The organism is Pseudomonas canadensis, assembly GCF_000503215.1.
Taxonomy (GTDB): domain Bacteria; phylum Pseudomonadota; class Gammaproteobacteria; order Pseudomonadales; family Pseudomonadaceae; genus Aquipseudomonas; species Aquipseudomonas canadensis.
The window spans coordinates 1,227,128-1,239,166 of sequence record NZ_AYTD01000013.1 but is presented as its reverse complement, the minus strand read 5'-3'; the positions used below and the strand labels follow the sequence as shown (position 1 = coordinate 1,239,166).

Sequence of the window (12,039 nt, the reverse complement as noted above, 5' to 3'; positions counted from 1 at the left end):
ACGTCATGACCCAAGCTTTGATCTTTGATGCGATACGCACGCCCCGTGGCAAAGGCAAGGCCGACGGTGCCTTGCACAGCGTCAAGCCGGTGAACCTGGTGGCCGGCCTGCTCACCGCGCTGGCCCGACGCAGCGACCTCGACACCCACCAGGTGGACGACATCGTGCTCGGCTGCGTGACCCCGATCGGCGATCAGGGCGCCGACATCGCCAAGACTGCCGCCCTGGCTGCGGACTGGGACATCAGCGTCGCCGGTGTGCAGATCAACCGCTTTTGCGCGTCGGGCCTGGAAGCCGTCAACCTGGGCGCAATGAAAGTGCGCTCCGGCTTCGAAGACCTGGTGGTGGTTGGTGGCGTCGAGTCCATGTCGCGCGTGCCCATGGGGAGTGACGGCGGCGCCTGGGTGCTCGACCCGCAGACCAATATGCACAGCCACTTCACTCCTCAGGGCATCGGCGCGGACCTGATTGCGACCCTGGAAGGTTTTACCCGTGAAGACGTCGACACTTTCGCCCTACATTCCCAACAGAAAGCGGCTAGGGCGCGTGCGGAAGGTTCCTTCAATAAATCGTTGATAGCGGTGCAGGACCAGAACGGTATTGTGCTGCTGGACCATGACGAATTCATCCGGGGCGATTCGACCCTGGAAGGCCTGGGCAAGCTCAAGCCCAGCTTTGAAATGATGGGGCAGATGGGCTTCGACGCCACCGCGTTGCGGGTCTACAGCCATGTGGAGCGCATCCACCATGTGCACACGCCGGGCAACAGCTCCGGCATCGTCGATGGCGCCGCGTTGATGCTGATCGGCTCCGAGGCCAAGGGCCGCGAACTGGGCCTGCAACCCCGCGCGCGTATCGTCGCCACGGCGGTCACCAGTACCGATCCGACCATTATGCTCACCGGCCCCGCGCCCGCTACGCGCAAGGCTCTGGTCAAGGCCGGGTTGCGCGTCGAAGACATCGACCTGTTCGAGGTCAACGAAGCCTTTGCTTCGGTGGTACTCAAGTTCATCAAGGACATGCGCATCGACGCGGCGCGGGTCAACGTGAATGGTGGCTCCATCGCCATGGGCCACCCACTGGGTGCCACCGGTTGCGCCATCCTCGGCACCTTGCTCGACGAGCTGGAAGTGCGCCAGCAGCGCTACGGCCTGGCCACCCTGTGTGTCGGCGGTGGCATGGGCATCGCCACCATTATCGAACGCCTCTGAGCCCAAGGAATTTGTCATGACCCAAGCTATTCGTTACGAAAAAGGCCAGGACGGCGTCGTGGTGCTGACCCTCGATATGCCCGGCCAGAGCGCCAACACCATGAACGGCGCGTACCGTGAGGCCATGGCGGCTACGGTGGAGCGCCTGGAGGCGGAAAAAGACAGCTTTGCCGGGGTGGTGATTACCTCGGCCAAAAAGACATTTTTTGCCGGCGGCGACCTCAATGAACTGATCGCGGTCGACAAGGCCCATGCCAAGGATTTCTACGACGGCGTGCTAGTACTGAAAGCGCAACTACGCCGGCTGGAAACCCTCGGCAAACCGGTAGTGGCCGCCATCAATGGCGCGGCTTTGGGGGGCGGCTGGGAGATTTGCCTGGCATGCCATTACCGCGTGGCGCTGGACGACAAATCGGTGCAGCTTGGCTTGCCGGAAGTCACTTTGGGCCTGCTGCCGGGTGGCGGCGGGGTGGTGCGCATGGTGCGCATGCTCGGGTTGGAAAAGGCCTTGCCGTATCTGCTCGAAGGCAAGAAGGTCCGGCCGCAACAGGCGCTGCAAGCCGGGCTGGTGCATGAGCTGGCGGCGGATCGCGATGAACTGCTGGCCAAGTCCCGCGCCTGGATCCTGGCCAATCCGGACGCCAAGCAACCGTGGGACAACAAGGCCTACCAGATTCCCGGTGGTACACCATCGAGCCCGAAAGTTGCGCAGATGCTGGCGATTGCGCCTTCGATTTTGCGCAGTAAAACCCAGGGCTGTTTCCCCGCTCCGGAGAAAATCCTCTGCGCCGCCGTCGAAGGCGCCCAAGTGGATTTCGACACCGCACACCTGATCGAAACGCGCTATTTCACCGAGCTGGTGACGGGGCAAGTGGCGAAGAACATGATCGGCACGTTCTGGTTCCAGCTCAATGAGATCAACGCAGGCAGTTCTCGGCCGCAAGGTTTTGCGCCCAACGTTACCCGCAAAGTCGGCGTGCTCGGTGCCGGGATGATGGGCGCAGGCATCGCTTACGTCAGCGCCAGCGCGGGAATTGAGGTGGTGCTCAAGGACATCAATCTTGCGGCCGCCGAGAAGGGCAAGGCGCATTCGGCGGCGTTGCTGGACAAGAAAGTCAGCCGTGGGCAACTGACCGCCGAACAGCGGGAAACCACCTTGTCGCGGATTCTTCCTACGGCCAGCGATGACGACCTGGCCGGTTGCGACCTGATCATCGAAGCGGTGTTCGAAGATCGCGAACTCAAGGCCAGGGTCTCAGCCGCCGCGCAACACGTGGTCGGCACCGACGCCGTGATCGCCTCCAACACCTCCACCTTGCCCATCAGTGGGCTGGCCACGGCGGTGCCGGATCAAGCCAAGTTCATCGGCCTGCATTTTTTTAGCCCGGTGGACAAGATGCCTCTGGTGGAAATCATCAAGGGTTCCCACACCAGCGACGAAACCCTGGCCCGTGGTTTCGACTTCGTGCTGCAAATCAAGAAAACCCCGATCGTGGTCAATGACAGTCGTGGGTTCTTCACCTCAAGGGTGTTTGGCACCTTCACCAACGAAGGTATTGCCATGTTGGGCGAAGGCGTGGCGGCGCCGATGATCGAGACCGAAGCGCGCAAAGCCGGCATGCCGGTGGGGCCGCTGGCGGTGTCGGATGAAGTTTCCCTCAGCCTGATGAGCCATATAAGACAGCAGACGGCCAAGGATCTGCAGGCAGAAGGCAAGGCTGTGCCGACGCATCCGGCAACGGCGGTGATCGATCTGTTGGTCAACGAATACAAGCGCATGGGCAAGGCGGCGGGGGGCGGTTTTTATGAATATCCCAACGGTGGACAGAAATACCTTTGGCCAGAGCTGAAAAGCCGCTTTGAACGGCCCGACCAACGCATCTCGCCACAGGATGTGCGCGACCGCTTGCTGTTTATCCAGGCCATCGAGACCGTGCGTTGCGTGGAGGAGGGTGTGTTGATGTCTACGGCGGACGCGAACGTGGGGTCGATTTTCGGCATTGGTTTCGCGGCCTGGAGCGGCGGCGCGTTGCAGTTCATCAACCAATATGGGCTGAACGACTTCATTGCCCGCGCTCGCTACTTGGCTGAGCAATATAGCGAACGCTTCACGCCACCGGCGTTGTTGCTGGAGAAAGCGGCGCAAGGTGACGTGTTCCGGTGACTATGTTCCGATGACTATGTTCCGGTGAAGCAGGAGGGGCTTGCCTTGAAGGGGTATTTCAAGGCAGGCTCTGGGGTGTGCAATATTCCCATCACCGTGTCAGGTATTTTTTATGTCGCTACGCGTCTGTATCCTGGAAACCGATATCCTGCGTCCAGGCTTGATCGATCAATACCAAGGGTACGGGCAGATGTTCAAGCGCCTGTTCGCCAAGCAGCCCATTCCCGCCGAGTTTGTCGTGTACAACGTGGTGAATGGCGAATACCCGTCGGACGATGAAGTGTTCGATGCCTACCTGGTGACCGGCAGCAAGGCCGATTCCTTTGGAACGGACCCTTGGATCCAGACCCTCAAGACCTACCTGCTCGAACGTTATGAGCGCGGCGACAAGCTGCTCGGCATCTGCTTCGGTCACCAACTGCTGGCACTGTTGCTCGGCGGCAAGACTGAACGCGCCGGCCAGGGCTGGGGCATGGGCATCCACGACTATAAGCTGGATGCCAAGACGCCGTGGATGAGCCCGGAAGTGGAAGAGTTGACGCTGTTGATCAGCCACCAGGACCAGGTGACCACGCTGCCGGAGAACGCCACGGTGATTGCATCCAGCGCGTTCTGCCCGTTTGCGGCGTACCACATCGGCGACCAGGTGCTGTGCTTCCAGGGCCACCCGGAATTTATCCACGACTATTCCCGCGAGTTGCTGGAGATCCTTCAGACAACCTTGGGCGAAAAGGTCTACACCAACGGCGTCGCCAGCCTGGAGCGTGACCACCACGGTGCAACCGTGGCGGAATGGATGATGCGTTTTGTGGCACACAAGCCCGAGGCCCGGGTTTAAAGCCAACCCGAACGTTTGAAGCTCGCCCACAAACCCGTGCAGCCTGCCGCAATAAACCCGAGCACCGCAAAATAGCCGTAGTGCCATTGCAGCTCGGGCATGTTCTGGAAGTTCATCCCGTAGATCCCCGCCACCGCGGTGGGGAAGGCGAGTATCGCTGCCCACGCGGCGAACTTGCGCTGGACTACGCTCTGGCGCGAAGCCTCCAGTAACACACCGATCTCGATGGTCTGGCTGGCGATATCGCGCAGGGTGGTCAGGTCTTCCATCTGCCGCGTCACGTGAATCTGCACGTCGCGGAAATACGGGCGCATGTTCTTGTCGATAAACGGAAAGCTGAGTTTCTGCAGCTCCTGGCTGATCTCCACCATCGGCGCTACGTAGCGCTTGAGCCGCAGCACGTCGCGGCGCAGGCCGTGGATCTTCTGGATATCACGCTCGCTCAACGAACTGCACAGCACATTGCGCTCCAGCTCATCGATCTCGGCATGGATCGCTTCGCTCACCGGCTGGTAGTTCTCGGTGACGAAATCCAGCAGCGCATAAAGTACGAAATCTTCCCCATGCTCCAGCAACAGCGGCCGCGCCTCACAGCGCTGGCGCACAAAACCGTAGGACGCCGAGTGACCGTTGCGGGCGGTAATGATGTAGCCGTTGCCGGCAAAGATATGGGTTTCGATGAACTCCAGCTTGCCGTTCTCGCGCACCGGTGAGTAAGTGACGATAAACAGTGCGTCGCCGAAGGTTTCCAGTTTGGGGCGGCTGTGTTTTTCCAGGGCGTCTTCAATGGCCAATTCATGCAGGTTGAACTGGCGTTGCAGGTTGGCCAGCTCTTGGGCATCGGGTTCTTCCAGGCCGATCCACACAAAGTGGTCGGGTTTGGCGGCCCAGGCCGCGCCTTCATCAAGGGTGATATCCGTGACTTTCTTACCGGCGCTGTAGACGGCGGCCGCAACAACTCTACCCATGGTGCTGATCGCTTCTTATTGGGAGGACAGGTGTTGGGCAGCTTAGCCTGAATGGCGTTCCGTCGTAGCGGCAAGCTTTTTTGTGGTGAGCGAGCTTGCTCGCGCTGGGTGCGAAGCGTCCCCAGAATGTTCAGACAGCTCGCAACTCGCGGTCCATCTGCGCGATGCATTCATCCATCTGCACATGACACGCCTGCATCAACGCCGGGATGTCATCCGAAGTCAGGCCAGTCGTAGGAATCGGCGGCAACGACCGTATGAGCACATCCCCACTGTTCCAGCGATTGAGCTGCATGTGTGTCACGTAATTACTGACACACACCTGCACGATCGGCACACCGGCCGCAATCGCCATATGGAACGCGCCTTTCTTGAACGGCAGCAAGCCCTTGCCCAGGTTGCGCGTGCCCTCCGGAAACACCCAGATCGACGTGTCTTCATGCTGCAAAGTGTGAGTCGTGGTGAGCATCGCGCGGCGAGCCTTGTGCGCATTGCTTCGGTCGATCAGCACATTGCCCGCCAGCCAGAACAACTGACCGAACAGCGGCACCCACTTCAGGCTTTTCTTGGCGATGCACACGGTGCGGTAGGGCACCACGTTGCCGAACACAAACAGGTCATAATTGGACTGGTGGTTGGCGATGATCACGCAGGTACCAGGCTTGTTGCGCAGCGAGTCCACATCGGCTTTCACGTTCAGGTGCAGAATCCACATGGCCGGTAGCGCATAGAGACGAGCACATAGGCGACTGTTGTCCGGATTGAACGGTCGACACAGACCGACCAGCACGCCCAGCACACCGGCGAGCATAAAGTGCAGGCCCATCAACAACATACGCAGCAGAAAAAGCATCGACACGGCCCATCGGGAAAAAAGGTGGCGCAGTGTACGGTTGTGCACTGTATTCGGCAATTACCCCTGTAGAGGTAGGAGATAGCCGATGTTTAAGAGCATGTTTCAACATCTATCGACACGGGCAGGCTAGAGCGGCTAAAGATGATTCGGATTTATTTGTAAGAAAAAGCCCGACTCAAGGTCGGGCTCTGACATATCAGGGGTAGGACTTAGCTAAGGATATGCCCTTGGTCCTGGATGATTGCATCGTCCAATGCCTCCAGAAGCTCTTTACGCACCTTCAACTTGGTGTGTTTGTGCGCATTCATGTTCAGCTTCTTCAACTGACGTGCCGCCTCCAGCGCAGCCGCATGCAATTCCTCCGGTGCCACCACCTTATCGAGGAAACCGGCTTGTAACGCGCCCTGCGGGTCAAACATCTCGGCATTGATCACCGAACGATGGAAGGCCGACTTCCGCAAACGATCCCGCGCCAGCTCGATACCGGCGTAGTGCATGGTCATGCCGATTGCCACCTCGTTCAGGCCAATGCTGAACGGGCCTTCCACCCCAATCCGATAATCCGCCGACAACAGCAGGAACGCACCCTTGGCCACCGCATGCCCAGGGCACGCCACAATCACCGGGAACGGGTGCGACAACAGACGACGCGCCAAGGTCGAACCGGACGTCACCAGGCCGATCGCCTCTTTAGGACCGGCGGTCATCACCTTCAAATCATAACCACCCGACAGAATCCCCGGCGTGCCGGTGATCACCACCACCGCCCGGTCCTTCTCGGCCTGATCCAGCGCTTCATTAAAGGCACTGACCACCGCCGGAGAAATGGCATTTACCTTGCCGTTGCTCAAGGTCAGGGTCGCGATACCGTCTTCGAGGTGGTAGGCAATCAACTCACTCATGACGCGGTTCCTTGTAGGAATTGTTATAGAAGGCTTTTAAATAGCAGTGCATGCGCAGACGTTACCCACCACGCCTGCCCCGGTAAAGCGCTGTGACTGACTGCCCAGTCAGACTTTTCCCGCACACAGGCGTTTGGAAAGCCTAGGGCAGGGCGCAATCGCCGCCCCAGACGCATCCTGCCGATGCCTGAGAATGGCACAATCACCGCCCCTTGCCGGGAGCGGATCGGCATAACCGGCTAACCGCATGAAAATTCTGAAAAAAACCTTTGCCATCAGAAAGGCTTTCGACTACATTAGCGCGCCTCGACAGACTGAACTGGTTTGACGAGATACGGTGAAGTGTCCGAGTGGCTTAAGGAGCACGCCTGGAAAGTGTGTATACAAGAAATTGTATCGAGAGTTCGAATCTCTCCTTCACCGCCAAATTCGATGTAAACAAAACCCCTGGTTTCGAGAGAAACCAGGGGTTTTGTAGTTTCTGGGTTTCGAAAATCTTACCTTTATCGAATCACGCGCTTGGCATATCTATGCGTCGCCCTATGACATCCAGCAAATCGCACCCACCGCGCAGCGGGATCGAGCACAGCAAGGCAAAGTCTCTGGAGTACAACCGCATCGCTACTTATTTCACTGCGAAGCGCAAGGTTCTCAAGCACCTGCGTCACGGCACGAAGTCGATAGGTCGCGGCGTCGAGGAAGATTTCAAGCGGGACGGTTGTGTCGACGAAAAAGGTTAGGAATGATGCTGTCGTTGCTGGTGGGCCATGTATTGATTCATGACTGACTCCATTAATACAAAGATAAAAACGACGAAGCTTTCATAGGCCGCAATCAACTGGGGCGGTCGTCCGAAATAATGTTGTTTACATTCCATCTTGTCATCGAGTCGCCAAACTCGGTCGCCATATGAGCGACCGCTGGACTATAGGCGGAGTGAATTTGGATCGGGTGTGTGGTGCTTCTCAATAGGCCGTAGGAATCGGCCCAATTCAAAGGCCACAGCCTTAAGGCGCCTCTTCCGTATTCAACAAGGGCCCCACCGACCCAAAGGGATAGCTGCCCATTCCAATCCGCAATGGCGTTATCGGGCTCGCTGCTGCACCCATCAGCAGTACATTGTCTATGACAATGGTTTCCCCTGGCGCGCGGTTATCGGCTGCTACGATAAGGTAGTAAGTCCCGCTGCTTTTCACCGTGCCCTTCAAGACTTGGCTGATAACCCCCACGATGCCCGTCGCCTTGCCAAAGCCTTCAGCCTGCACGTTGCCTTGGGCGTCCATCAAGATCAAATAAGGGTTCAGGGCGTATTTGCTGAACCCCAGGCACGAGTTGACGCACCAAGAGTTAACGTCGATATGGAAAGGTTTGTCCTTTATCAAGGCGACGCTGAACAATCGGTAGTTCGACGGCACTCCGTTGATCAGGATACGCGGTTCCGCGGCAGTGATTTTCCACTGGGGCGGCCGCCATCCCGGGTCGATCGGCATGGGCACCGCCTGCGTATTGTGCATGGCCTCGGAGGGAGTTAGTGCTAACGGCGTGGTGCTATTTTTGACGTGTTCTTCAAACAGTATTTTCGGGTTGCTTGAACAGGCGGTGATCAATAAACAGCCCAGCGCTAAAAACAGAATCCGCATCAGTACTTCCCTGTAGTCGACTTTTTCGAGGTGGCAAGACTACCACCCCGCGCTTCAGGCCTGCGCGTACACCCAAGCCGTCGACCCCGAAGCCACGGCTTCTTTGGGTTATGCGGACACCCGTCTCCCTCGGCTTGAAGTGAGTTGTTCGCCATTCCTTTTACTCTGCAGCGCTGTAATGGCAAAGGGCTTACAACAACGCTGGAGAAGATTTCCAAGCTTTGTTAAGGTCGCCGCCTTTCCAATAAAGCCATTCAGAGGGATCTAAATGCACCCGGTACTTCGCAAGACATTTGGCGGGCTTTCTGCTCAGTACTACATCCGCAACTTCCTGTTCGGGCTGATTTTTCCCGTGCTGATCTATACCGCGCTAACCCATTCGAAAACCGGTGTGTTCACACTGGGCGCGCTGTTCTATTGCGTGGTCAATAGCCTGCTTTATCCCTACGCGCGTTTCGTTTACGAAAGCATCATGGATTACATTTTTGGCAACAACGTGTTCTTTGTGAATGCCATTCTGATGCTGACCGTCAAGGTGTTCACCATGGCGATCTGCTGGACCATGGCGATTTTCATTGCGCCTATCGGGCTGGCGTATCTGTACTTCCACCATAGCCGTGCGGCGAACCGAGCCTGATTCGATGCTGCGTAGTGCATAGACTGTGGCGCTGGAGCTTGTCGCAGCGTCCCGTTGGGCCGCGAAGCGGCCATGAAGATGGGACTGCTGCGCAGTCCAGCGGGAGCAAGCTCCCTCGCCACAGGTACTGTGTGTTTGGAAGTGGTCAGATATGCAGCCAGGCGAGGCTCCCTAGTATCACTGCTGCGCCGCCTGCGGTGTACGACATCCGCTTCAACCACTCCCGCCGCGTCAGCAAGGTAATCGCTGCCAACGAAATCGCGATCTGGATCGCGGTCATTGCCTGGGCCCAGCGATGATGCTGGTGCAGCGCCTGTTCCGATTTTTCATCCCATTCCTTTGATGTGGCTTCAAGCTTCTCGGCCTGCTTGCGCACGTCTTCCTTCTGGTTCTTGTAGCGCTCGATTTCTTCCTTGTAATGCACCGCGTCCACACCGGGAATGTGAGTGGCCAGTTCCGCGAGGTTTTGCCGGCTGGACTTGGCCTGGTAGTAGTTCCATTGGTTGGCCGCTTCGGTCTTGAAGATGGCGGCGTTGTTCTTGTCCATCGCCGCTTCGCTTTCGGTCGAGCCGGCCTGGTAGCTGAGCATCGCGCCGAGGGTGGCCATGAGGGCGGTCATCACGGCGATACGGCTGGCGAAATTATCGCCGCGGCCGTGGGCATGCTCGGTGGTGTGTTCGATGTGTTTTTCGTGGGGGCTGGGGACTTCGAAGGCTTCGGACATGGGGGCGTCTGTGAAGGGAATGAGGGAGTTTGATTGTTGACCAGTGAAGCTGTCTCAAGCCTGTACATAACGCCGGATCAACCATCCGTATACTGCGATGTTGATCGTCAGCACCAACGCGCCCAGGCCCAACTGGATCTGCGGAGTCAGGCCGGCGGGGTAGATCAGCGTGAGAATGTAATGCTCGATAATCCACCGCCATAGCCGTCCTGCCCGGCGAAGTGACGAAACAGATTCTCCCAGCGGGTCAGTGGGCAGGGCAGGTGGAACACTTCGACCGCCACGCCCCATGCCGCGGCGGGCAGGTGCAGCCAGATCGCCGGGCGCCATTTCAGCGCAAGCAACCCGCCGAACAGGACAAAGAGGATGAAGCTCAAGTGAAATAGCACGAGGCTGTCGGCAGCTAGACGGTAAAGCATTGCGGGTACTTTGAAAGGTGAGGTTCATAGTCTAAAGGGTTGCTTGCTGACAAGTGTGACCGTTATTGTGCTGAATCCTTTTAGTCCTTCCCCCCAAGGATCTGTTTTGATGAACGCACCGCGTAGAGTCGGCCCAATCAAGGCTGTGATATTCGATATGGACGGGCTGTTGCTGGACACTGAAGGCATCTACACCGAAGTCACACAGATCATCGCCGAACGCTACGGCCGCACCTACGATTGGAGCATCAAGCAGCACATCATCGGGCGCGGCGCCCAGGATTTGGCTGACTACGTGGTGAAGGCGCTGGATCTTCCGATCACGCCCGCCGAATTCCTGACGATCCGTGAACCGCTGATGAGCGAGCGCTTCCCAAAAGCCTTGGGCATGCCCGGTGCTGAAGCCTTGGTGCGGCACTTGAAGGCACATAACATCCCGATTGCCGTGGGCACCAGTTCGTCGCGCAATTCGTTTGGCCACAAGACCACCTTGCACCGCGAATGGTTTGGCCTGTTCGACACCATCGTGACCGCTGACGACCCGGAAGTCGGCGCCGCCAAGCCCGCGCCGGACATCTTCCTCACCGCCGCCCGCCGCCTGGGTGTTGCACCGGAGGATTGCCTGGTATTCGAAGACTCACCCTTCGGCGTCACTGCTGCCAAAGCTGCCCATATGACTGCCATCGCCGTACCGGATGAAGCCATGGCCGACAGCAAATACCACCATGCCGACCAGATCATCCGCAAGCTCGCGGACTTTGACCTGGCGGCCTACGGCCTGCCACCTCGACCTTGACTGATCGCGGTTAAAAATGTGGGAGGGGGGCTTGCCTCCGATTGCGGTGGGGCAGCCACGAATCAGCTGACTGTTACACCGCCATCGGGGGCAAGCCCCCTCCCACATTTGATTTGCGGTGTTCAGGAAGCCCTAGGCGCTGAAGCCACCATCAATGGTCAGGCTTGCACCGGTGATGTAGCCTGCTTCCGGCCCTGCGAGGTAAGCCACAAAGCTGGCAATTTCCTCGACATGCCCATACCGACCCACCGCCATCAACCCGATCAGGCTTTCGGCAAAATCGCTGTTCGCCGGGTTCATATCGGTATCCACCGGTCCAGGCTGCACATTGTTGATGGTGATACCCCGTGGCCCCAGATCTCGCGCCAGACCCTTGGTCAACCCCACCAGCGCTGCCTTGCTCATTGCATACGGGCCACCGCCACCAAACGGCATGCGCTCGGCATTGGTGCTGCCGATATTGATCACCCGACCCCCTTCACCCATATGCTTGGCCGCTTCCTGGGTGGCGATAAACACGCTGCGTACGTTGATCGCCAGGGTCTGGTCAAAATCTTCCAGCTTGAAGTCTTCCAGCGGCGCGATGGCCAGCACACCGGCGTTGTTCACCAGAATGTCCAGGCGGCCAAAGGCTTCGACCGTGGCGTTGACCGCGTTGCGGATGGCGCCGGCATCGGCACTGTCGGCGTGGATCGCCAGGGCTTTGCCGCCTTCGCTGATCACGCTGTTCTGCAATTCTTCAGCCTTGGCGGCTGAGTTGACGTAGGTAAAAGCGACTGCTGCACCCTGCGCCGCGAGGCGTTTGACGATAGCGGCGCCGATGCCGCGAGAACCGCCTTGAATCAAGGCGACTTTGCCGCTGAGGTTCTGTGTGGTCATGTCGA

General features: G+C 58.4%; 12 protein-coding genes, 1 tRNA gene and 1 pseudogene. 7 read left to right on the top strand and 7 right to left on the bottom strand.

Features of this window, described 5'->3' with window-relative positions; translation table 11 throughout:
- Positions 1–5 precede the first annotated feature (5 nt).
- The 3 genes from U367_RS0114510 to U367_RS0114500 all read left to right on the top strand — a co-directional run bounded on the left by U367_RS0114510 (position 6) and on the right by U367_RS0114500 (position 4,213).
- Complete coding sequence (locus U367_RS0114510) at positions 6–1,211, top strand: acetyl-CoA C-acetyltransferase (protein ID WP_028617546.1); 1,206 nt, start codon at positions 6–8, stop codon at positions 1,209–1,211.
- 16 nt (positions 1,212–1,227) lie between these two features.
- A complete protein-coding gene (locus U367_RS0114505) occupies positions 1,228–3,375 on the top strand; it encodes a 3-hydroxyacyl-CoA dehydrogenase NAD-binding domain-containing protein (protein WP_028617545.1) in 2,148 nt (715 codons plus the stop codon).
- A gap of 112 nt (positions 3,376–3,487) precedes the next feature.
- Positions 3,488–4,213, top strand: coding sequence for an amidotransferase (locus U367_RS0114500; protein ID WP_028617544.1), 726 nt, complete (start codon positions 3,488–3,490; stop codon positions 4,211–4,213).
- Here U367_RS0114500 and U367_RS0114495 read toward each other — a convergent pair.
- The 3 genes from U367_RS0114495 to U367_RS0114485 form a co-directional block, all read right to left on the bottom strand.
- Entirely contained in the window at positions 4,210–5,181 is a 972-nt protein-coding gene (locus U367_RS0114495) for a magnesium and cobalt transport protein CorA (RefSeq protein ID WP_028617543.1), read from the bottom strand. The genes U367_RS0114500 and U367_RS0114495 overlap by 4 nt on opposite strands.
- A gap of 130 nt (positions 5,182–5,311) precedes the next feature.
- On the bottom strand, positions 5,312–6,034 hold the full coding sequence (locus tag U367_RS0114490) for a 1-acylglycerol-3-phosphate O-acyltransferase (RefSeq protein WP_028617542.1): 723 nt from the start codon (positions 6,032–6,034) through the stop codon (positions 5,312–5,314).
- A 212-nt stretch (positions 6,035–6,246) separates the two neighbouring features.
- Positions 6,247–6,939 carry a crotonase/enoyl-CoA hydratase family protein gene (locus tag U367_RS0114485; RefSeq protein ID WP_028617541.1) on the bottom strand — a complete coding sequence of 231 codons (693 nt, stop codon included), beginning with the start codon at positions 6,937–6,939 and terminating at the stop codon, positions 6,247–6,249.
- A 336-nt stretch (positions 6,940–7,275) separates the two neighbouring features.
- Here U367_RS0114485 and U367_RS0114480 point away from each other — a divergent pair.
- Both U367_RS0114480 and U367_RS1000000132585 read left to right on the top strand, forming a co-directional pair.
- A tRNA-Ser gene (locus U367_RS0114480) sits at positions 7,276–7,365 on the top strand.
- 116 nt (positions 7,366–7,481) lie between these two features.
- Positions 7,482–7,679, top strand: a complete 198-nt coding sequence (locus tag U367_RS1000000132585) for a hypothetical protein (protein ID WP_028617540.1) — start codon at positions 7,482–7,484, stop codon at positions 7,677–7,679.
- A 267-nt stretch (positions 7,680–7,946) separates the two neighbouring features.
- Here U367_RS1000000132585 and U367_RS0114470 read toward each other — a convergent pair whose 3' ends face one another.
- The gene (locus U367_RS0114470) at positions 7,947–8,579 is read right to left on the bottom strand and encodes a hypothetical protein (RefSeq protein ID WP_028617539.1); all 633 of its coding nucleotides are present in this window, start codon (positions 8,577–8,579) and stop codon (positions 7,947–7,949) included.
- A gap of 268 nt (positions 8,580–8,847) precedes the next feature.
- On the opposite strand from U367_RS0114470, the gene U367_RS0114465 reads away from it, so the two are divergent.
- Positions 8,848–9,216 (top strand): hypothetical protein, encoded by a 369-nt coding sequence (locus U367_RS0114465; RefSeq protein WP_028617538.1) that lies wholly within the window; start codon positions 8,848–8,850, stop codon positions 9,214–9,216.
- A gap of 145 nt (positions 9,217–9,361) precedes the next feature.
- Here U367_RS0114465 and U367_RS0114460 read toward each other — a convergent pair whose 3' ends face one another.
- Positions 9,362–9,940: a DUF4337 domain-containing protein gene (locus U367_RS0114460; RefSeq protein WP_028617537.1), complete on the bottom strand. Its 579-nt coding sequence runs from the start codon at positions 9,938–9,940 to the stop codon at positions 9,362–9,364.
- Between the two features lie 54 nt (positions 9,941–9,994).
- Positions 9,995–10,359: pseudogene (locus tag U367_RS01000000130160) on the bottom strand (DUF2784 domain-containing protein).
- A gap of 109 nt (positions 10,360–10,468) precedes the next feature.
- Here U367_RS01000000130160 and U367_RS0114450 point away from each other — a divergent pair.
- Complete coding sequence (locus U367_RS0114450) at positions 10,469–11,155, top strand: HAD-IA family hydrolase (protein WP_028617536.1); 687 nt, start codon at positions 10,469–10,471, stop codon at positions 11,153–11,155.
- Positions 11,156–11,287: 132 nt separating this feature from the next.
- Here U367_RS0114450 and U367_RS0114445 read toward each other — a convergent pair whose 3' ends face one another.
- Positions 11,288–12,034, bottom strand: coding sequence for a 3-oxoacyl-ACP reductase family protein (locus tag U367_RS0114445; protein WP_028617535.1), 747 nt, complete (start codon positions 12,032–12,034; stop codon positions 11,288–11,290).
- Positions 12,035–12,039 lie beyond the last annotated feature (5 nt).

What these genes read in the sequence shown, in the direction of transcription:
- U367_RS0114465 (WP_028617538.1), top strand. Translation starts at nt 8,848, where the DNA reads ATGCACCCGGTACTTCGCAAGACATTTGGCGGGCTTTCTGCTCAGTAC.
- U367_RS0114450 (WP_028617536.1), top strand. Translation starts at nt 10,469, where the DNA reads ATGAACGCACCGCGTAGAGTCGGCCCAATCAAGGCTGTGATATTCGAT.
- U367_RS0114490 (WP_028617542.1), bottom strand. Translation starts at nt 6,034, where the DNA reads ATGCTTTTTCTGCTGCGTATGTTGTTGATGGGCCTGCACTTTATGCTC.
- U367_RS0114500 (WP_028617544.1), top strand. Translation starts at nt 3,488, where the DNA reads ATGTCGCTACGCGTCTGTATCCTGGAAACCGATATCCTGCGTCCAGGC.
- U367_RS0114505 (WP_028617545.1), top strand. Translation starts at nt 1,228, where the DNA reads ATGACCCAAGCTATTCGTTACGAAAAAGGCCAGGACGGCGTCGTGGTG.
- U367_RS0114470 (WP_028617539.1), bottom strand. Translation starts at nt 8,579, where the DNA reads ATGCGGATTCTGTTTTTAGCGCTGGGCTGTTTATTGATCACCGCCTGT.
- U367_RS1000000132585 (WP_028617540.1), top strand. Translation starts at nt 7,482, where the DNA reads ATGACATCCAGCAAATCGCACCCACCGCGCAGCGGGATCGAGCACAGC.
- U367_RS0114460 (WP_028617537.1), bottom strand. Translation starts at nt 9,940, where the DNA reads ATGTCCGAAGCCTTCGAAGTCCCCAGCCCCCACGAAAAACACATCGAA.
- U367_RS0114495 (WP_028617543.1), bottom strand. Translation starts at nt 5,181, where the DNA reads ATGGGTAGAGTTGTTGCGGCCGCCGTCTACAGCGCCGGTAAGAAAGTC.
- U367_RS0114485 (WP_028617541.1), bottom strand. Translation starts at nt 6,939, where the DNA reads ATGAGTGAGTTGATTGCCTACCACCTCGAAGACGGTATCGCGACCCTG.
- U367_RS0114445 (WP_028617535.1), bottom strand. Translation starts at nt 12,034, where the DNA reads ATGACCACACAGAACCTCAGCGGCAAAGTCGCCTTGATTCAAGGCGGT.
- U367_RS0114510 (WP_028617546.1), top strand. Translation starts at nt 6, where the DNA reads ATGACCCAAGCTTTGATCTTTGATGCGATACGCACGCCCCGTGGCAAA.